The following is an 18,576-nucleotide window of genomic DNA, read 5'->3' as shown; positions in this document are numbered from 1 at the left end:
AATGGTCTTTTCTCACCACTCCATGAAATCTGCTCATCCATGTTGGAACGCATTCATCTGGCCACCCTGCTCGAAACCGAGCGGCACGGCTCCCTGACCGCCGCCGCCGAGGTGCTGCACGTGACCCAGTCGGCCCTCAGCCACAGCATGAAAAAGCTGGAACGGCAGATCGGCACCTCCCTCTGGCTGCGTGAAGGGCGCAGCTTGCGCCTGACCCAGGCCGGACTGTATCTGCACGGGGTCGCGCAGCGCCTGCTGCCCCAGTTGATACTGGCGGAAGAACGGCTGCGCCAGTTTGCCCACGGCGAACGGGGCACCCTGCGCATCGGCATGGAGTGCCATCCCTGCTACCAATGGCTGTTGAAAATCGTTTCGCCTTACCTGGCGGCGTGGCCGCTGGTCGATGTCGATGTCAAACAGAAGTTCCAGTTCGGCGGCATCGGCGCCCTGTTCGGCTTCGAGATCGACTTGCTGGTCACGCCCGATCCCCTGCTCAAGCCGGGCTTGCGCTTCGAACCGGTGTTCGACTATGAACAGGTGCTGGTGGTGCACCGCGATCATCCTTGGGCCGGCCAGCAGGAAGTGGCGCCCGAACAGCTCAATGAAGAAACCCTGATCACCTACCCGGTTCCCATCGAGCGCCTGGATATTTACAGCATGTTCCTGTTGCCGGCCAAATGCGCGCCGCGCAAGCACAAGACCATCGAAACGACCGATATCCTGCTGCAGATGGTGGCCAGCGGGCGCGGCGTGGCGGCCTTGCCGAAGTGGCTGGTGAGCGATTACGCGCCGCACCTGTCCTTGCGCACCCTGCGGCTCGGCCCGCATGGCATCCGGAAGCATATTTACCTGGGCGTGCGCGACAGCGACAGCGACATCGACTACGTGCAATCGTTCATCGCGCTGGCGCGCCAGGCCGACCGCTATTCGGGCTGAGACGCGGCCCGGATGCGGGCCTGGAACAGCTTGACGATGCTGGAAAAATCCTGCTGCCCATACCCGTCCTGCTGGTGTTGCCGGTACAACTCGTGGGCCAGGCTGCCCAGCGGCGTCGGCGCCTGCACGCCGGCGGCGGCCTGCCGGGCCAGCCCCAGGTCCTTGAGCATCAGGGCGCTGCCGAAGCCGCCGCTGTAAGCGCGCGAGGCCGGCGCGCCCTCCATCACCCCGGGCCACGGGTTGTACAGTTCCAGCGCCCAGTTGCGGCCCGAGCTCTTCGACATGATGTCCGACAGCACCTTCGGATCGAGGCCGTTGGCCACGCCGAGGTTCAGCGCTTCGGCCGTGCCGGCCATCAGCACGCCGAGCAGCATATTGTTGCAGATCTTGGCCACCTGGCCGGCGCCGGCGCCGCCGGCATGAAAAATAGTCTTGCCCATCGCCCCGAGCAGCGCCCGCGCGCGTTCCAGCGCATCGGCGTCACCGCCGACGATGAAGGTGAGCGTGCCGGCGGCGGCCCCCGCCGTGCCGCCCGAGACCGGCGCATCGAGCATCGCAAAGCCGCGCGCGGCGGCGGCGCCGGCCACTTCCCTGGCCACATCGGCCGCGATGGTGCTGCAATCGATCAGCAGCGCGCGCGCCGGCGCCGCATCGAGCACGCCGCCACTGTCCAGGTACAGCGCGCGCACGTGCTCATTACCCGGCAACATGGTGATGACGATGTCCGCCTGTTTAACGGCGTCGGCCGCCGTGGCGGCGGCGCGCGCGCCGGCCCCGCTCAGTGCGGCCACGGCCGCCGCCGACAAGTCGAAGACCGACACGCTGTACTGTGCGCGCAGCAGGTTGCGGGCCATCGGCGCGCCCATGTTGCCCAGTCCGATAAAAGCGATGTGCTGCATGTGAAACTCCGTTCTCAATGAGTGGGCAGGTCGGCCAGCGGATGATCGTGCCACAGCGGCGCGAAGCAGTGCGCCACGTGCCCCGGGCTGGCCGCTTGCCATTGCGGTGCGTTGTCCTTGTCGACCAGCAGCGCCCGCACCCCCTCGGCAAAGTCGGGATGGGCGCAGCAGCGCACCGCCACGTTCAATTCCAGGCGAAACACGTCGGCCAGATTGAGGTGGCGCGCGCGCTCCCGCAAGGACCAGGCCAGCGCGACCGACAGGGGCGAGCCCGCGCCAAGGGTCGCCGCCGCCCGTTTCAGCCAGGGCGAGTCGCCCTTGTACGCGACGATGGCCGAGACCACATCGGCGCAGGCGCGCGGCGCCGTCATTTGCTCAATCGCATCGAAATGGGTCCGCACCTGGGCCGCCGGCCAGGCCTGCGGCGCGGCGGCAAAGCGGCGCAAAACCGCATCGAGCGTCACGCCGGCCGGTTGCGCTGCCCGCCAGTCGGCGTCGCACAGGGCGTCGATGACGCTGGCGCGTTCCTGCTGCGCGATCAGATAGTCGGCCAGCCCGGTAAACACGGCGTCGGCGCCATTCATCGCGGCCCCGGTCAAGCCCAGGAACAGGCCGCAGCGGCCCGGCATGCGCGCCAGGAACCAGCTGCCGCCCACATCCGGAAACAGGCCGATCGACACTTCCGGCATGGCGATCCGGGTCGTTTCCGTCGCGACGCGGTGGCTGGCGCCGGCCATCAACCCCAGGCCGCCGCCCATCACGATGCCGCCGCCCCACACCAGCACCGGTTTGGGAAAGGTATGGATGCGATAGTCGAGCCGGTATTCCGCGCTGAAGAACGCTTGCGCGGCCAGGTTCGGTATCTGGCGCGGCTGCGCCAGGATGGCGTCGCGCAGGCTGCGCACGTCGCCACCGGCGCAAAAGGCTTTGTCGGTGCTCGATTGCAGCACCACGCAGGCAATCGACGCATCCCGCGCCCAGCGCTGCATGGCGGCGTCGAGCAGGCCGATCATCTCGAGCGTGAGCGCGTGCAGGGACTTGGGCGCATCGAGCGTGGCGAGCGCCAGACGCATGCCGCCGCCCAGTGCGCGCTCTTCAAATCGCACGGGGGCCGTGCCGGGAGTGATCTCAGGCATTTTTCCAGCTCGCTTCGCGTTTGCCGAGGAAGGCTTGCACGCCCTCCCGCTGGTCTTCGGTATCGAACAGGCTGACGAAGCGTTCGCGCTCGAGCGGCAACAGGTGCCGGGCCGGCAGGCTGCGGCCGGCCTGGATCAACTCCTTGCAGGCGGCCACGCTGCCCGGGCTCTGGCGCGCCACTTTGGCGGCCAAGGCCAGCGCGCTGCTCAATGCCTGCCCGGACGGCACCACTTCCTCGACCAGCCCGATCGCCAGCGCCTGCGCCGCGCCGATGCGCTCGCCGCACAGGATCAGGCGCTTGGCCCAGCCCTCGCCCACCAGGCGCGCCAGGTTCTGGGTGCCTCCGGCGCACGGCAGCAAGCCGACCGACGCTTCCGGCAGCGCCATCTGCGCGTGCTCTTCGGCGATGCGGATATCGCAGGCCAATGCGCATTCGAGCCCGCCGCCCATGGCGTAGCCGTTCATGGCGGCGATGGTCACGCCGCGAAACGCGGCCAGTGCTTCGAACGCTTCGCCGAAGCGCTGCGCCATGCGGCGCGCGCGCGCCTGGTCGCCGTCGGCGAACAGCTTGAGGTCGGCCCCGGCCGAGAAGAACTTGGGACCATCGCCGGTGATGACCAGCGCATACACCGCGCGCTCTTGCTGGAGCTCGTTCAGCAGCCTGGTCAATGCAGCCAGGCTCTCTTCGGTCCAGGTGTGCGCCGGTGGATTGTGCAGCGTGATCTGCACCGTATGCCGATGGCGTTCGACGCTCAGATTGGTGTAAGTCGTGTTCATTTCAGTGTCTCCGTGGCGCCGTCACGCAGGATGGCCCTGGCGATGATCAAACGCATGATTTCGTTGGTTCCTTCGAGGATTTGATGCACCCGCGTGTCGCGCACATGGCGTTCCAGCGGATACTCGCGTATGTAGCCGTAGCCGCCATGCAGTTGCAGGGCGTCGTTGGCGACGTTAAAACCGGCGTCGGTGGCAAACCGCTTGGCCATGGCGCAATACGCGCTGGCGTCCGGGCTGTCGCTATCGAGCTTGCAGGCGGCCAGGCGCACCAGCTGGCGCGCCGCCACCAGCTCGGTAAGCATGTCGGCCAGCTTGAATTGCAGGGCCTGGAACTGCGCCAGTTCGCGCCCGAACTGGACCCGCTCTTTCAGATGCGCCTGGGCCCGGTTCAGCGCCGCCTGCGCGGTGCCGATCGAACAGGTGGCGATATTGATGCGCCCGCCATCGAGCCCCTTCATGGCCATCGAAAAACCTTGACCTTCTTCGCCCAGCCGGTTGCGCGCCGGGATGCGCACCCCGTCGAAGTGAATGGCGCAGGTGGGTTGGCTGTTCCATCCCATCTTGTGTTCCGGCTTGCCGACGCTGACCCCGGGCGTCTCGAACGGCACCGCGAACGCCGAAATGCCGGCCGCGCCGCTCTGGCCGGTGCGCGCCATCACCACCAGCAAGTCGGTGCGCCCGGCGCCCGAAATGAAGGCCTTGCTGCCGTCGATGAGGTAGTCGCCGCCATCGCGCACAGCCTGGGTGCGCAGGGCGGCGGCGTCGGACCCGGCCTGCGCTTCGGTCAGGCAGTAGCTGGCCAGGCTGGCCCCGCTGGCCAGTTGCGCGGCCCATTGCCGGCACAGCGCTTCGGTGCCCCAGCGCGTGACCATCCAGGTGGCCATATTGTGAATCGTCAGGTAGGCCGTGGTCGAGGTGCAGCCGGCCGCCAGCTCTTCGAACACAATGGCGGCGTCGAGCCGCGACAGGCCCAGCCCGCCCCAGCGCTGGGGCGTGTACAGGCCGCAAAAGCCCAGTTCGCCGGCGCGCGCGATGGTTGCTCGGCAGAAATACGCCTCGGCATCCCAACGCGCCGCGTGCGGCGCCAGTTGGCCTTCCGAAAAGGCGCGCGCCGCCTGCTGGAATGCGCGCTGCTCATCGTTGAGGTCGAATTGCATCGCGCTAGCTCAGGCTGATGGTGGTGTTGACCTGGCCGACCGAGGCGGCATCGGCGAACCAGCGCTGGGTGATGGTCTGGGTTTGCGTGTAGAACAGCACCACCTGCTTGCCGAAGGGCCCGAGGTCGCCCAGTTTCGAGCCGCGCGAACCGGTAAAACTGAACAGCGGCACCGGCACCGGAATCGGCACGTTGATGCCGACCTGGCCGACATCGATGTCTTCCTGGAATCTGCGCGCCGCCGCGCCGCTTTGCGTGAACAGCGCCGTCCCATTGCCGTTCGGATTGGCATTGACCAGGGCGATCGCTTCATCGAGGGTGGCGGCCGCCACCACGATCATCACCGGGCCGAAGATTTCTTCGTCGTAGACGCGCATGCCGGGAGTCACATCGGACAAGATGGTCGGTCCGACGAAATTGCCGTTCGGGTAGCCATCGACGCGGATGGCGCGCCCGTCCAGCGCCAGGGTGGCGCCCTGCTCCACGCCGCGCGCAATCATCGACAGCACCCGCTCCTTGGCCGCGCACGAGACCAGCGGGCCGAGGTCCGGATTATCCTTGCCGGCGCCGACCGACATGGCGCACGCCTTGTGCGCCAGTTCCGCCAGCCAGGCTTGCGCCTCGCCCACCAGCACCACCACGCTGGCCGCCATGCAACGCTGGCCGGCCGCGCCAAAAGCGGCGCCGAGCAGCTGGTTCAGGGTTTGTTCCTTGTTGGCGTCGGGCAGCACCACCGCATGGTTTTTTGCCCCCATCATGCATTGGGCGCGCTTGCCGGCCAGGGTGGCGCGCTGATAGACATGGGTCCCGACCCGGGTCGAGCCGACAAAGGAAATGGCCTTGATGTGCGGATGGTCGCACAAGGCGTTGACCACCTCCTCGCCGCCATGCACCATGTTGAGCACGCCGGCCGGGATGCCCGCTTCCAGCGCCAGCCGCACCAGCTTGACGGTCACCAGCGGGTTTTGCTCGGACGGCTTGAGCACGAAGGTATTGCCGCAGGCGATCGCCATCGGGAACATCCACAAGGGAATCATGGCGGGGAAATTGAACGGGGTAATGCCGGCGCACACGCCGAGCGGCTGGAGCACGCTGTAGGTATCGACCCCGCCGGCCACGTTCTGGGCGAACTCGCCCATTTGCAAGGTGCCGATCGTGGCGGCGTGCTCGACCACTTCCAGTCCGCGGAAAATATCGCCTTCGGCATCGAGCAGGGTCTTGCCCTGTTCGGCGGTGAGGGTGGCGGCCAGCTCGGCCATGTTGTCGCGGATGAGTTGTTGCAACCTCAGGAAGATGCGGGCGCGCGCGCCGATCGGCGTCTTGCGCCAGCTGGCGAAGGCGCCTTGAGCGGCCGCAACGGCCTGCGCCACTTCCTGCGCCGTGGCGAACGGCACCCGCGCCAGCACTTCCTGGGTCGCCGGATTGAGCACGTCGCGCCAGACGGTGCTGGCCGACTCCAGCCATTGCCCATCGATCAGCAGCGGTACGGTCGGGATGGAAGCGTTCGTGACGGTCATATTCGGTCTCCTGGGGTGGTGGACAAGGCTCACGCGACTTGCGTTTTTTGTCATTTGTTTGCATTATTCGCTTATTCTGAGTCGAGGAGAAGGCGTAAAAATGCGAGGAATTGCGAAGCTTTTGGCAGGAATTTGCAAATGTTGCGAATGTTTAAGCGATCTGCATCATGACTAAGGTGTTCATGGGCGTGCGCTTGCAGCGGCTGCGTGAAGAACGCAGCCTGACGCAGGCCGCGCTGGCCAGGGCGCTGGGCCTGTCGCCGAGCTACCTGAACCAGATCGAGCGCAACCAGCGCCCGCTGACGGTGCCGATCCTGCTGCGCATAGGCAGTGTGCTGGGCGTCGATCCGCAGATTTTTTCGGAGCACGACAGCGCCAGCCTGGTGGCGGACGTGCGCGATGTCATGGGCGAACTGCCCGGCAGCGAAGGCGCCTCGCTGGCCGAACTCAAGATGCTGGTCGAAAACATGCCGGGAATCGCGCGCGCCATCCTGCAATTGCAGCGGCGCTACCGCATGGCGGCCGAACGCGCCGAGTCGCTCGAAGCGCAGTTCGACAGCAGCGATGGCAACCAGGCCAGCCTGACGCCATCGTCGGATGAAGAGGTGCGCGACTACCTGAACCGGCGTCAAAATTACATTGGCGAGCTCGATGAAGCGGCCGAGCGCATCGGCGCCAACGGCGCCGATGCCTTGCGCGAACGCTTGCAGCGATTGCACGGTGTGACCGTCCTCGCGGAGCCGGGCGGCGACGTATTGCTGCGCAAGCGCCGCTACGATCCGCAGCAACATGTGCTGTGGGTGGCGGCATCGATGAATGCGGGCCAGCAAGCATTCCAGATGGCAGCGCTGCTGGGACAGCTCGATCATGCGCAGTTGATCGAGCTGCTGGTCGACCAGGCCGCGCTGTCGAGCGAGGCGGCGCGCAAGGGCGCGCGGCTGGCGCTATCGAACTACTACGCGGGCGCGGTGCTGATGCCGTACGCCGCCTTTTTACAGGCGGCGGAAAGCAGCGCCTACGATATCGACTTGCTGGCGCACCAGTTCGGCGTGGGCTTCGAAGCCGTCTGCCACCGCCTGAGCACCATGCAGCGGCCGGGCGCCAGCGGCTTGCCGGTGTTCTTCGTGCGGGTGGACCGTGCCGGCAATGTATCGAAACGCCAGTCGGCGACGGCGTTTCACTTTTCGCGCGTTGGCGGGACCTGCCCCTTGTGGATCGTGTATGAAGCATTCAGCCAGCCCGGCCGCATTTTGCGCCAGATCGCCCGCATGCCCGACGGCAGCACCCACCTGTGGATTGCGCGCCAGGTCAGCACCGGTCCGGCCCGGTTTACCGCGCCGAGCAAGTCGTTCGCCCTCGCCCTGGGCTGCGATATTTCGCAGGCGCACAGGCTGGTGTACGCCAAGGGCCTGGACCTGCACGATCCGAGTGCGGCGACGGCCATCGGCACCGGCTGCAAAGTCTGCGAACGGCGCGATTGCCCGCAGCGGGCGTTCCCGTCCATCTTGCCGGTGTCCAGGATGGCGTGACACAGGGTTGCCCCCCCGTCACTCCCGCCTCCACGGGAGCGATACTGGTGCCTACCCGCGCTGGTGTCTTGACAGTGCTATGCCTTCATCTTGGCCCGCAACATCTCGCGGATATGCGGCGCCGCCTTGTACGGATCGCCCGGATTGATCCCCTTGACGATCTCGTCCATCCGCTCGCCCACATTACCCAGCGCGCCCGGATGCGAATAGATATAGAACTGCCCGTCGCGGATGGCGTCGAAGGTGATCTGCGCCACGTCGCCGGCCGAGACCTTGCCCGACTCGACCGCCTTCACGGTCATCGCCTGCGCCGCCTTCTGGCTGGCCGTTGGCCCGCCGGTCATTTTCACGTCCTCGGGCCGGTTGCGGTGCGACTGGCTGATGCCGGTCGGTACAAAGTACGGGCACAGCACCGACGCCCCGATCGGCGCTTCCACCAGTTGCAAGTCCTGGTACAAGGTTTCGGACAAGGACACCACCGCATGCTTGGACACGTTGTACACGCCCATGGTCGGCGCGTTCAACAAGCCCGCCATCGAGGCCGTGTTGACGATATGCCCCTCGTACTGCGGATCGACCTTGGCGCACTCGAGCATCAATTTGGTGAAAATGCGCACGCCGTGAATCACGCCCCACAGATTGACGCCCAGCACCCATTCCCAGTCGGCTTCCGAATTCTCCCAGATCAAGCCGCCCGAACCCACGCCCGCATTGTTGAACACCAGATGCACAGCCCCGTAACGCGCCATGGTGGCGTCCGCCAGCGCCTGGACCTGCTCGCCCTTGCGCACGTCGCAGAGCATGGCCAGCACCTGCGCCCCCTCGCCTTCGAGCTCGGCTTGCGTGGCGTCAAGCGCATCCTGCTGCACGTCGGCCAACACCAGCTTCATGCCCAGGCTGGCGGCGCGTTTCGCGAATTCGCGGCCGAGACCGCTCGCGCCGCCGGTGATCACGGCGACTTTGTCTTGGAAGTTTTTCATGTCAGATGAGCTTTACCAGTTGTTTGCCGAAGTTGCGGCCCTTGAGCAGGCCGATGAAGGCGTCCGGCGCCGATGCCAGGTCCGGCGCCACGGTTTCGCGATACTTGAGCTTGCCGCTCGCCACCAGCGCGCCCAGTTCACCCAAGCCTTGCGGCCACAGGTCCAGGTGTTCGCTGACGATGAAGCCGCGAATCGTCAGGCGGCTGGTGAGCATGAAGCGCATGTTGCGGATCGATACATCTTCGCCGTTGTAGCCGGCGATCATGCCGCACAGCGCCACCCGCCCGAAAGCGTTCATGCGCGGCAAGGCGCAATCGAAGCCGGCCCCGCCCACGTTCTCAAAAATGGCGTCGATGCCGTCCGGCGTGGCAGCGGCCAGGTCCTCGACCAGCTTGCCGGCCTTGTAGTCGATGCAGGCGTCGAAGCCCAGCTCGTCGACGACATAGGCGCATTTTTCCGGTACGCCGGCGATGCCGACCACGCGGCAGCCTTGCATCTTGGCCAGTTGTCCAACCACGCTGCCGACCGCGCCGCTGGCCGCCGATACCAGGATGGTGTCGCCCGCCTTCGGCTTCATGATGTGGTTCAGGCCGTACCAGGCCGTCATGCCGGGCATGCCCGCCACGCCCAGGAAGGCCGACAGGGGAATGTGGCTGGCATCGACCTTGCGCAAGGTGGCGCCGTCGGCCACGCCCATGTCGGCCCAGCCGAGCATGCCGACCACCATGTCGCCGGCCGCAAATTTGGGGTGCTTCGATTCGAGCACCTCGCCCGCCGTGCCGCCGATCATGGTCTCGCCGATAGCCTGGGTGGCCGCGTAGCTCTTCGCCTCGCTCATGCGCCCGCGCATGTACGGGTCGAGCGACAGATAATGGTTGCGCACCAGCACCTGGCCCTCGCCCAGTGCGGGCAGTTGCGCCGTTTCGAGACTGAAATTGTCGGGCTGGACTTCGCCGCGCGGACGCGACGCCAGGACCACGCGCTGGTAGGTGGCGGCCGTCATACCGCCGATACTCCGCCGTCCACCGCCAGGGTCTGGCCGGTGATGTGCTTGCCCGCGTCGGACGCAAACAGCAAGGTTGCCCCTTTCAAGTCTTCATCGTCGCCGATGCGGCCCAGCGGCGCATCCTTGGCCAGCGCTTCCTCGCCAATGGTTTCCAGCACGCCCTTGGTCATCTTGGACGGGAAAAATCCCGGCGCGATGGCGTTCACGGTGATGCCGTACGCGCCCCACTCGCCCGCCAGCGCGCGCGTGAAGTTGACCACCGCGCCTTTCGAGGTGTTGTAAGCGATGGTTTTCATGGTGCCCGGCGGGTTGCCCGCCAGGCCGGCGATGGAGGCGATATTGACGATGCGGCCGTACTTGCGCGGAATCATCGATGCCTTGCCGACCGCCTGGGTCACCAAGAAGATGCTGCGGATGTTCAGGTTCATGACCTTGTCCCACGCCTCGACCGGATACTCTTCGGCCGGCGCGCCCCAACTGGCGCCGGCGTTGTTGATCAAAATGTCGATGTGGCCGAGGCGCTTCATCGCTTCATCGACCAGCGGCTGGATTTGCGCTTCCTGCGCCAGGTCGGCCGCGATGGCGCTGGCCTCGATGCCGCGCTCTTTCAGGTGGGCAACCGCTTCGTCCAGGTCAGCCTGCTTGCGCGAGGAAATGACGATCCTGGCGCCCTGCTCGCCCAGCGCTTCGGCCATTTGCAGGCCCAGTCCGCGCGAGCCGCCGGTAATCAGTGCCGTCTTGCCTGCGAGGGAAAATAGTTCTTGCGTAGTACGCATCGGGAATCCTTGTTATTCAGATGTGATAGTCCATGCATTGGCGCTCGTCACGAATGGCGCCAAAGAATGGTTTGAGTGCGTGGTGGGTCGGATGTTCGCCGTACGCCTTCAACGCTTCCTTGTCGGCGAACTCCGAGTACAGCACCACGTCGTACGTCGCTTCCAGGCCCGGCTGGGCCAGCGACACTTCAAAAGCGAACATGCCCGGCACGATGTCCTTGCAGGCTTCCAGCTGCTCCTTCATCTTGCGCGCGTTGGTGGCGCGGTCGGCGCCTTCGGCAAATGCTTTCAGCTTCCACATGACGATGTGTTTGATCATTGTTCAGTTCTTCCTCAGAACCACGCATCGCGCATGTCGAGCGTGGTGGTGTCGATGCTGGCCAGCAGGTCGAGCTGTGGCTGGACCTTGGGCAGTTCCCATTGGAAGAAGTAGCGGCAGGCTTGCAGTTTGCCGTTGTAAAAGTTGCTGTCATCCAGCGATGGCGATCCCGCCAGCGCATGCGTGGCCACCAGCGCCTGTTCCAGCCAGATCCAGGCGACCACCGTGTGGCCGACCGCTTCCAGGTACAGGCTGGCGTTGGCCAGGGTCTTGTTCATGTCGCCCACGGCGTACAGCGCCTTGGTGACCGCGGCGATGCGCTGCCATTCTTCTTCGAGCAGGTCGGCGTTGGCGTGCAGGTCGACCGACACATCGGCCGCGCGCACTTTGGCAATGGTGGCGGCAATCTCGCCGCCGATGGCCTTGAACAGCGCGCCCTCCTGGATCGACGCCTTGCGCCCCAGCAGGTCGAGCCCGTGGATGCCGTGCGTGCCTTCGTGGATGGCGTTGAGGCGGTTATCGCGGTAAAACTGTTCAACGTTGTACTCGCGCGTGTAGCCGTAGCCGCCATGCACCTGGATCGCCAGGCTGTTCGCTTCCACGCACCACTGCGACGGCCACGACTTGGTGATCGGGGTGAGGAAGTCAAGCAGGCGCCCGGCGTGCGCGCGTGCTTCCGGGTCCGGTGCGGTGCGTTGTTCGTCGACCAGGCGCGCCGAATACAGCACCAGCGCCATGGCGCCTTCGGCATACGCTTTCTGGGCCAGCAGCATGCGCCGCACATCGGTGTGCTCGATGATCGGCAACTGCGGCTTGACCGGGTCTTTTTCGGCCGGATGGCGGCCTTGCGGACGGCTGCGCGCGTAATCGAGGGCGTGCAGGTAGCCGGTCACGCCCAGCACGGCGGCGCCCAGGCCCACGCCGATGCGCGCTTCGTTCATCATGTGGAACATATTGGCCAGGCCCTGGTGCGGCTGCCCGACCAGGTAGCCGACCGCGCCGGCCTTGCCGAGCGGCTTGAAGCGCCCTTCGCCGAAGTTGAGCAGGCAGTTGGTGGTGCCGCGATTGCCCATCTTGTGGTTCAGGCCGGCCAGCACGACGTCGTTGCGCTCGCCCGGCTCGCCATCGTCGCCGACCAGGAACTTGGGCACGATGAACAGGGAAATCCCCTTCACGCCGGGAATCAGGCGCCCGTCCGGGCCGGGAATCTTGGCCAGCACCAGGTGCACGATATTGCCGGCCAGGTCGTGTTCGCCAGCGGAAATCCACATCTTGTTGCCGGAAAGGCGGTACTGGCGCTCGCCATCCACGCCGTCCACCGGGTCCGGCTCGGCGCGGGTGGTGATGTCGGACAGGCTGGACCCCGCTTGCGGCTCCGACAGGCACATGGTGCCGAAGAACTTGCCGGCGTACAGAGGCCGCACGAAGCGCTCGATCTGCTGTGGCGTGGCGGTTTTCAGCAAGGTGTTGGCGTTGCCGATGGTGAGGAAAATGTAGGCCGAGGTGGCCACATTGGCCGCCGTGAAGTAGGCGGTGACGGCTTTTTCTAGTACGCATGGCAACTGCATGCCGTCGAATTCGTAGTCTTGCCCGGCCGCCATCAGGCCGGCGGCGGAAAAGGCGTCGAGCGCGATTTTGACTTCGGGAATGATGGTCACCGTGTGGCCATCGAAATGCGGCTCGTGCTGATCGTTCTTCTTGTTATGCGGCGCGAACAGGTCGGTGGCGATCTGTTCGGCGGTATCGATGGCCGCATTGAAGGTTTCGCGGCTGTGGTCGGAAAAGCGCGGACGCGCGGTCAGCGCCTCGACATCGAGCCATTCGTACAGCAGGAAGTCGAGGTCGCGGCGCGACAGTATATTGGATGGCATCTAGCGTCCCCCGGGAAGACAAAGAAAACGGGGCTGCGCCGGAGCGGCGCGCCCCGGCGTGGATCAGACGACTTCGAACAGGCCGGCGGCGCCCTGGCCGCCGCCGATGCACATGGTGGCAACGACGTACTTGACGCCACGGCGCTTGCCTTCGATCAGCGCGTGGCCAACCAGGCGCGCGCCCGAGACGCCGTACGGGTGGCCGACGGCGATCGCGCCGCCGTTGACGTTGAGGCGGTCCATCGGGATGCCGAGGCGGTCGGCGCAATACAGCACCTGGACCGCGAACGCTTCGTTCAGTTCCCACAGGCCGATGTCGGCGACTGACAGGCCAACCTTTTTCAGCAGTTTAGGAATCGCAAACACCGGGCCGATGCCCATTTCGTCCGGCTCGCAACCGGCCACGGCGAAGCCGCGGAAAATACCGAGCGGCTGCAAGCCGCGCGCTTGCGCCACATTGCTGCTCATCAGGATGGCAACCGAGGCGCCGTCAGAAAACTGGCTGGCGTTGCCGGCCGAAATGACGCCGCCCGGCACCGCGCTGCGGATCTTGGAGACGGCTTCGAGCGTAGTGTCGGCGCGGATGCCTTCGTCCGCGCTGATGGTCACTTCGCGCGTGACCAGCATGCCCGAGGCTTTGTCGGCCACGCCCATGGTGGTGGTCATCGGCACGATTTCGGCGTTGAACAAGCCGGCGGCCTGGGCGTTGGCGGCGCGCTGCTGGCTCTGCACGCCGTATTCATCCTGGCGGTCGCGCCCGATGTTGTAGCGCTTGGCCACGGTTTCGGCCGTTTGCAGCATGGGCCAGTAGATCTCTGGCTTGTGTTCCTTGAGCCATGGATCGGCCAGCATGTGCTGGTTCATTTCCTGCTGCACGCAGGAAATCGATTCGACCCCGCCGGCGGCGTAAATATCGCCCTCGCCGGCAATGATGCGCTGCGCCGCGAGCGCGATGGTTTGCAGGCCCGACGAGCAGAAACGGTTGACCGTCATGCCGGCCGTGGACACCGGGCAGCCGCCGCGCAAGGCGATCTGGCGCGCGATGTTGGCGCCGGTGGCGCCTTCCGGATTGGCACAGCCGATGATGACATCCTCGACCTCGCCCGGCTCGATGCCGGCGCGGGCGATGGCGGCCTGCAGCACGTGGCCGCCGAGCGTGGCGCCGTGCGTCATGTTGAAGGCGCCCTTCCACGATTTGGCCAGGCCGGTGCGGGCGGTCGATACGATGACGGCATCTATCATTTGTGTCTCCTGAGTTGGATTAATATGCGCAATGCGCTGTGTTGATCGCTACGAGAATAGCACATTTTAGTACGGTCGTTCGCAAAATTATGCGCGCCTGGCGCGCTGTCGTCCACCACCTTGAAAAAGAGGACCATGAGCATTGCCGAACAAGTGACATCGCTGCTCGCGCCGCTGGCCGACGCGGCCCAGGCGGCGCGCATGAGCGCCTATATGCGCGACCAGTTCGCGTTCCACGGCATCCCCACGCCGGCCCGGCGCGCCGCGCTCAAGCCGCTCGTGGCCAGCCTCAAGGGGGCGGAAGCGGGCCTGCTGCTCGACGCCGCCGCCGCCCTGTGGCGCGCGCCGCAGCGCGAATGCCAGTACGCGGCGATCGACCTGCTGGCCGCGCACGTCAAGCGCTTCGATGACGCGCATATCGACGCGCTGCTCGCGCTGGCGCGCCAGGCGGCGTGGTGGGATACGGTCGATGCGCTGGCGGTGCTCGTCGGCACGGTGGTGCGCGCCGACAAGTCGCAGCGCCAGCCGCGCATGGACGCGGCCGTGCGCCACGCCGACCTGTGGACGCGCCGCATCGCCATGCTGCACCAGCTGGGCTGGCGCGCCGACACCGATCTGGCGCGGCTGTTCGGCTACGCAGGGCGACTGGCGCACGAGGAGGATTTTTTCATCCGCAAAGCCATCGGCTGGGGCTTGCGCGACTACGCCCACCATGACCCCGAGGCCGTGCGCGCTTTTCTCGTGGAAAACGACGCCAGCTTGTCGGCCCTGACCCGGCGCGAGGCGGCCAAACATCTGAATATGCAACAGTGAATTTATGCTAATCTTGGTTTTCCGAAATCTTTTTCTTTAAGCCATGAGCCAACAGCGCCGCCTCGCCATGCCGCTTGCCACGCTGACAGCGGTCGGCATGCTGGCCTCCGACCTGTACCTGCCCGCGCTGCCCAGCATGCAGGCCGAGTTGCACGCGACGATGGCCGCCGGCCAGGGCACGATGGCGGTTTTCATGCTGGCGCTGGCCTTGTCGCAATTCGGCTGGGGCTGGCTGGCCGACCGCTATGGCGACTTCGGCGCCATCATGGCCGGTACCAGCTTGCTCGCTGTCGGCAGCGTGCTGTGCGGCCTGGCGCCGGACATGGCCAGCCTGCTGGCAGGGCGCCTGATCCAGGGCCTGGGCGCCGGCGCGGCCACCGTGGCGGTGCCGGCGCTGATCCGCCGGCGCTTTTCCGAAGCCGACAGCGCGGGCGCGATGGCGCTGGTGGCCACGGTCGAGTCGACCGTGCCTGCCATCGGGCCGGTGCTGGGCGCGGCCATTGTGCTGCACCTGGACTGGCGCGTCTCGTTCTACCTGATCGCGGCCGTGGCGCTTGGCCTGCTGCCGCTGGTGTCGCGCATTATCGGGCGCGGCACGGCGGCCGGCGCCGCCGGCATGATGCCGGACGCGCCGGCGGCATGGCTGAACCGGGGCTTCGTGCGGCATGCGCTCAGCTACGCGGCCATGTTCGGCGCGCTGCTGATGGTGGTCGCCAGTGCGCCGCATCTGGTGACGGCCTGGATCGGCACCAGCGTGAGTGGATTTGCGGTACTCCAACTGTGCGGGGTCGGCGCCTTCATGCTGGCGGCCACGCTTGGCGCCAGGCTGGCCGGGCGCGACGGCGTCGGGCGCGCCATGCTGGCCGGGGCCAGCCTGCAAGCGCTGGCGGCGGCCATGATGCTGGCGCAGGCGCTCGCCGACCTGCGTTCGCTGACGGCGCTGATCGCCGTATGGGTCGTGTTTTGCGGCGGGCTGGGTCTGCGCGGGCCCTCGCTGATGGCGCGCGCGCTGTCGCTGGCCGGGGGCAATCCCGGCAAGGGGGCCGGCGTGGTGATGACGGCGGCGTTCGGGGTGACGGCGCTGGCGACCATGGCGGTCGCGCCGTATCTGGCAGGCGGCTTGCTGCCGGTCGCGTTGGGCGTGTCCGCGCTGGTCTCGTTCAGTATCGTGCTGGTGCCGGGCGCGCGCCGCCTGGCTCGGCAACAGCACCCGGCCGGGTCCAGCTGACAGGCGGTCCGGACAGGGCCGCCCACGACTTTCCTTGTTGCCTTTTTACGTCAGTCGCCGCGCACTGCCCGGCACAGTGCTATCTTTACATCGCTTCCTTACTTGCCGATCGGGATATGTGGCAAGATTGATAAAACAGCGCATGTGGACTCGTAATGACCACCCTGACCCAAGTTGAGAAACCATGCGAACCGGACAGCCTCGCGCCAACACCGCCGCTGCCCTCGCATTACGACATCCGCAAACGCCTTGGCGAAGGCGGCTTCGGTGTCGTCTACGAAGCTTGGGACAGCAAGCTGCGGCGCAGCGTCGCCATCAAATTTACCAAGCACAGCGTGCCGGGAGCGTCCGATAGCAGCCTGATGCGCGAAGCGCGGATTGCCGCCTCCCTGCACCATGCGGCCTTTGTCAAAGTGCATGCGATCGAGGAAACGGGCGACGCCCCCGGCATCGTGATGGAACTGGTGCGCGGCCGAACGCTCAAGGAAGTCCTCCAGGACGCTCTGCCGGGCATCGCTTCCGCTTGCGACTGGCTTACGCAACTGGTCGATGCGATGTGCGAAGCGCACGCCAGCGGCTTGATTCATGGCGACCTCAAGCCGTCGAACCTGATGATCGAGCCGGGCGGCAGGCTGCGCATCCTCGATTTTGGCCTGGCGCAACTCCAGGACCCGCTGATCACCACTTCGCTGCATCAGGACAACCTGCAAGGCACCATCGCCTACATGGCCCCGGAGCGCCTGCTCGGCGCGCGGCCCGACGCGCAGGGAGACATCTACGCGCTTGGCGTCATCTTCTACGAATTGCTGTGCGGCGCGCGCCCCTTCGACAACTTGAAGGGCATGGCGCTGGCGGCCGCGCAGATCCAGTCGGACCCGCGCAGCTGGCGCTTTACGCCGGACCTGGCCACGCCGCTGCGCGAGCTGATCTGCGACATGACGGCGCGCCAGCCGGCCCAGCGCTTGCCGGACATGGCGCAGGTGCGCTTGCGGCTGGGGCAACTGTCCAACGCGGCGCCGGCCCCGCAGGCTACCCCGGATGCGGCGCCGCAGGCGCGCACGCGGCCTCGCCCGCGCCTGGCATGGGCCTATGCGGGCGGCGCCGTGCTGGCCGTCGCCGTGCTGGCCGGCGCCGCCTGGCGCTACGCGGCGCCGGCGCTGGTGGCTGTCGAGGCCGCCCTGACGCCCTATTCCGAGGCGGGCGAACTCAAACTCGGCCTGGCCGAACTGAAATTGCATGACCGCCCGGGCAGCCTGCAAAGCGGCAGTGCGCGCTTCCATCGCGTTCTCGCGCACCGTGCCGACAACGCCGCCGCCGCCGCCGGACTGTCGCTCGGCTACAGCCTGCGCTACATGGCCGATACGCAAGACGAAAACTGGTTGCAAAAAGCCGCCGCCAGCGCGCAACAAGCCCTGAAACTGGACGACCAGCTGGCGCTGAGCCATACCGCCATGAGCTGGGTGTTCCTGAACCAGCGCCGCCACGACCAGGCGCTGCGCGAAATCGACGCCGCCCTGCGCTTCGACAATGGCGATTTTTTCGCATGGTACGGCAAGGTCCAGATCCTGCGCCACGCGCGCCGCTTCGACGAGGCCTTCAAGGCGCTGGCGCAGGCACGCCAGCGTTTCCCCACCGAGCGCGCCTTCGAGGACGAACTGGGCACGCTGCATTACGCCCGGGGCGAGTATGCCGACGCCGAGCGGGCCTTCCGCCGCAGCATCGTGCTCGAGCCGGACGCGGTCGCCTCCTATGCCGGCCTGAACGCCTCACTACTGCGCCAGCAGCGCATCGAGGAGGCCTTCGCCGTGCTGCAGCAAGGCTTGCAGGTCCGGCCCAGCGCCAAACTGTACGGCAACCTGGGCAACGCCATGTTTCTCGTCGGCGACTACGTGGCCGCCGCCGCCGCCTTCGAGCATGCCGTCTCGCCCACGCGCGGCGCCCCCGGCGATTACCTCAACTGGGCCAACCTGGCCGACGCCTTGCTGTGGATTCCCGGGCGCGAAGCGGAGGCGCGCAACGCCTACGCCAGGGCGCGCGACTTGCTGGCGCCGCAGTTGCAGCGCGCGCCCGGCAACGCCACGCTGGTCTACCGCATGGGGATGTATTGCGCCCGCACCGGGGACAAGGGGCAGGCGATGGACTTGATGAAGCGCGCGCTCGGACTGGCGCCGGAGAGCGCCGACGTGCGCTTTTACGCCGGCCTCGCGTATGAGCTCATCGGCCAGCGCCGCCTGGCGCTGCAAGCCATTCTCAAAGCCAGGGAACTCGGTTATCCGGCCAAGTTCATCGAGGCCGAACCCGACCTGATCGCGTTGCGGCGCGATCCTGCCTATCACGCCGATTGACACCGATCGGTCCACGCGGGCGCAAGCCCGCCTCTATTTGTAGTG

16 protein-coding genes are annotated in these 18,576 nt (G+C 66.5%); 5 read left to right on the top strand and 11 right to left on the bottom strand.

The annotated features are described in order from the left end of the window. Positions 1 to 39 precede the first annotated feature (39 nt). A complete protein-coding gene (locus tag F0185_RS04490; protein WP_167221955.1) occupies positions 40 to 936 on the top strand; it encodes a LysR family transcriptional regulator in 897 nt (298 codons plus the stop codon). Here F0185_RS04490 and mmsB read toward each other — a convergent pair. The 5 genes from mmsB to F0185_RS04465 are packed head-to-tail and all read right to left on the bottom strand — an operon-like array spanning position 924 to position 6,422. Next, positions 924 to 1,835 carry a 3-hydroxyisobutyrate dehydrogenase gene (gene mmsB, locus F0185_RS04485; RefSeq protein WP_167221953.1) on the bottom strand — a complete coding sequence of 304 codons (912 nt, stop codon included), beginning with the start codon at positions 1,833 to 1,835 and terminating at the stop codon, positions 924 to 926. The two genes, F0185_RS04490 and mmsB, sit on opposite strands and share 13 nt — an antisense overlap. Before the next feature lie 14 nt (positions 1,836 to 1,849). Next, the gene (locus F0185_RS04480; RefSeq protein WP_167221950.1) at positions 1,850 to 2,971 is read right to left on the bottom strand and encodes an enoyl-CoA hydratase/isomerase family protein; all 1,122 of its coding nucleotides are present in this window, start codon (positions 2,969 to 2,971) and stop codon (positions 1,850 to 1,852) included. Next, positions 2,964 to 3,749 (bottom strand): enoyl-CoA hydratase, encoded by a 786-nt coding sequence (locus F0185_RS04475; protein WP_167221948.1) that lies wholly within the window; start codon positions 3,747 to 3,749, stop codon positions 2,964 to 2,966. The genes F0185_RS04480 and F0185_RS04475 overlap by 8 nt, the downstream gene beginning before the upstream one ends. Further along, entirely contained in the window at positions 3,746 to 4,906 is a 1,161-nt protein-coding gene (locus tag F0185_RS04470) for an acyl-CoA dehydrogenase family protein (protein ID WP_167221946.1), read from the bottom strand. Before F0185_RS04470 ends, F0185_RS04475 begins: the two co-directional genes overlap by 4 nt. 4 nt (positions 4,907 to 4,910) lie before the next feature. Next, complete coding sequence (locus F0185_RS04465; protein WP_167221944.1) at positions 4,911 to 6,422, bottom strand: CoA-acylating methylmalonate-semialdehyde dehydrogenase; 1,512 nt, start codon at positions 6,420 to 6,422, stop codon at positions 4,911 to 4,913. Positions 6,423 to 6,589: 167 nt separating this feature from the next. On the opposite strand from F0185_RS04465, the gene F0185_RS04460 reads away from it, so the two are divergent. Next, positions 6,590 to 7,951 (top strand): short-chain fatty acyl-CoA regulator family protein, encoded by a 1,362-nt coding sequence (locus tag F0185_RS04460; protein ID WP_167221942.1) that lies wholly within the window; start codon positions 6,590 to 6,592, stop codon positions 7,949 to 7,951. Between the two features lie 77 nt (positions 7,952 to 8,028). On the opposite strand, the gene F0185_RS04455 is transcribed toward F0185_RS04460, so the two are convergent. From F0185_RS04455 to F0185_RS04430, 6 genes are all read right to left on the bottom strand, one after another. Continuing rightward, positions 8,029 to 8,931 (bottom strand): SDR family oxidoreductase, encoded by a 903-nt coding sequence (locus tag F0185_RS04455; RefSeq protein WP_167221940.1) that lies wholly within the window; start codon positions 8,929 to 8,931, stop codon positions 8,029 to 8,031. 1 nt (position 8,932) lies between these two features. Continuing rightward, entirely contained in the window at positions 8,933 to 9,934 is a 1,002-nt protein-coding gene (locus F0185_RS04450) for an NADP-dependent oxidoreductase (RefSeq protein ID WP_167221938.1), read from the bottom strand. Beyond that, on the bottom strand, positions 9,931 to 10,713 hold the full coding sequence (locus F0185_RS04445; protein WP_167221936.1) for an SDR family oxidoreductase: 783 nt from the start codon (positions 10,711 to 10,713) through the stop codon (positions 9,931 to 9,933). The genes F0185_RS04450 and F0185_RS04445 overlap by 4 nt, the downstream gene beginning before the upstream one ends. Positions 10,714 to 10,729: 16 nt before the next feature. Next, complete coding sequence (locus F0185_RS04440; protein ID WP_167221934.1) at positions 10,730 to 11,032, bottom strand: Dabb family protein; 303 nt, start codon at positions 11,030 to 11,032, stop codon at positions 10,730 to 10,732. A 14-nt stretch (positions 11,033 to 11,046) separates the two neighbouring features. After that, positions 11,047 to 12,903, bottom strand: a complete 1,857-nt coding sequence (locus F0185_RS04435) for an acyl-CoA dehydrogenase (protein ID WP_167221932.1) — start codon at positions 12,901 to 12,903, stop codon at positions 11,047 to 11,049. A gap of 63 nt (positions 12,904 to 12,966) precedes the next feature. After that, a complete protein-coding gene (locus tag F0185_RS04430; RefSeq protein ID WP_166898334.1) occupies positions 12,967 to 14,145 on the bottom strand; it encodes an acetyl-CoA C-acyltransferase in 1,179 nt (392 codons plus the stop codon). A 135-nt stretch (positions 14,146 to 14,280) separates the two neighbouring features. Here F0185_RS04430 and F0185_RS04425 point away from each other — a divergent pair, with 135 nt between their 5' ends. The 3 genes from F0185_RS04425 to F0185_RS04415 all read left to right on the top strand — a co-directional run bounded on the left by F0185_RS04425 (position 14,281) and on the right by F0185_RS04415 (position 18,531). Beyond that, positions 14,281 to 14,958, top strand: a complete 678-nt coding sequence (locus tag F0185_RS04425) for a DNA alkylation repair protein (RefSeq protein WP_167221930.1) — start codon at positions 14,281 to 14,283, stop codon at positions 14,956 to 14,958. Between the two features lie 43 nt (positions 14,959 to 15,001). Beyond that, positions 15,002 to 16,186: an MFS transporter gene (locus tag F0185_RS04420; protein WP_167221928.1), complete on the top strand. Its 1,185-nt coding sequence runs from the start codon at positions 15,002 to 15,004 to the stop codon at positions 16,184 to 16,186. 155 nt (positions 16,187 to 16,341) lie between these two features. Continuing rightward, on the top strand, positions 16,342 to 18,531 hold the full coding sequence (locus F0185_RS04415; protein WP_167221926.1) for a serine/threonine-protein kinase: 2,190 nt from the start codon (positions 16,342 to 16,344) through the stop codon (positions 18,529 to 18,531). Positions 18,532 to 18,576: the final 45 nt, after the last annotated feature.

Source organism: Massilia rubra (assembly GCF_011682065.1).
Classification (GTDB): Bacteria; Pseudomonadota; Gammaproteobacteria; order Burkholderiales; family Burkholderiaceae_D; genus Telluria_A; species Telluria_A rubra.
Note: the sequence above shows the minus strand (reverse complement) of the source record. Positions and strands in the feature narration are given on the sequence as shown.

Excerpts from the sequence above, each read along its gene's own strand:
- F0185_RS04420 (WP_167221928.1), top strand. The coding sequence starts at position 15,002 with ATGAGCCAACAGCGCCGCCTCGCCATGCCGCTTGCCACGCTGACAGCG.
- F0185_RS04480 (WP_167221950.1), bottom strand. The coding sequence starts at position 2,971 with ATGCCTGAGATCACTCCCGGCACGGCCCCCGTGCGATTTGAAGAGCGC.
- F0185_RS04440 (WP_167221934.1), bottom strand. The coding sequence starts at position 11,032 with ATGATCAAACACATCGTCATGTGGAAGCTGAAAGCATTTGCCGAAGGC.
- F0185_RS04475 (WP_167221948.1), bottom strand. The coding sequence starts at position 3,749 with ATGAACACGACTTACACCAATCTGAGCGTCGAACGCCATCGGCATACG.
- F0185_RS04425 (WP_167221930.1), top strand. The coding sequence starts at position 14,281 with ATGAGCATTGCCGAACAAGTGACATCGCTGCTCGCGCCGCTGGCCGAC.
- F0185_RS04435 (WP_167221932.1), bottom strand. The coding sequence starts at position 12,903 with ATGCCATCCAATATACTGTCGCGCCGCGACCTCGACTTCCTGCTGTAC.
- F0185_RS04455 (WP_167221940.1), bottom strand. The coding sequence starts at position 8,931 with ATGAAAAACTTCCAAGACAAAGTCGCCGTGATCACCGGCGGCGCGAGC.
- F0185_RS04460 (WP_167221942.1), top strand. The coding sequence starts at position 6,590 with ATGACTAAGGTGTTCATGGGCGTGCGCTTGCAGCGGCTGCGTGAAGAA.
- mmsB (WP_167221953.1), bottom strand. The coding sequence starts at position 1,835 with ATGCAGCACATCGCTTTTATCGGACTGGGCAACATGGGCGCGCCGATG.
- F0185_RS04470 (WP_167221946.1), bottom strand. The coding sequence starts at position 4,906 with ATGCAATTCGACCTCAACGATGAGCAGCGCGCATTCCAGCAGGCGGCG.
- F0185_RS04450 (WP_167221938.1), bottom strand. The coding sequence starts at position 9,934 with ATGACGGCCGCCACCTACCAGCGCGTGGTCCTGGCGTCGCGTCCGCGC.
- F0185_RS04430 (WP_166898334.1), bottom strand. The coding sequence starts at position 14,145 with ATGATAGATGCCGTCATCGTATCGACCGCCCGCACCGGCCTGGCCAAA.
- F0185_RS04490 (WP_167221955.1), top strand. The coding sequence starts at position 40 with ATGTTGGAACGCATTCATCTGGCCACCCTGCTCGAAACCGAGCGGCAC.
- F0185_RS04445 (WP_167221936.1), bottom strand. The coding sequence starts at position 10,713 with ATGCGTACTACGCAAGAACTATTTTCCCTCGCAGGCAAGACGGCACTG.
- F0185_RS04415 (WP_167221926.1), top strand. The coding sequence starts at position 16,342 with ATGACCACCCTGACCCAAGTTGAGAAACCATGCGAACCGGACAGCCTC.
- F0185_RS04465 (WP_167221944.1), bottom strand. The coding sequence starts at position 6,422 with ATGACCGTCACGAACGCTTCCATCCCGACCGTACCGCTGCTGATCGAT.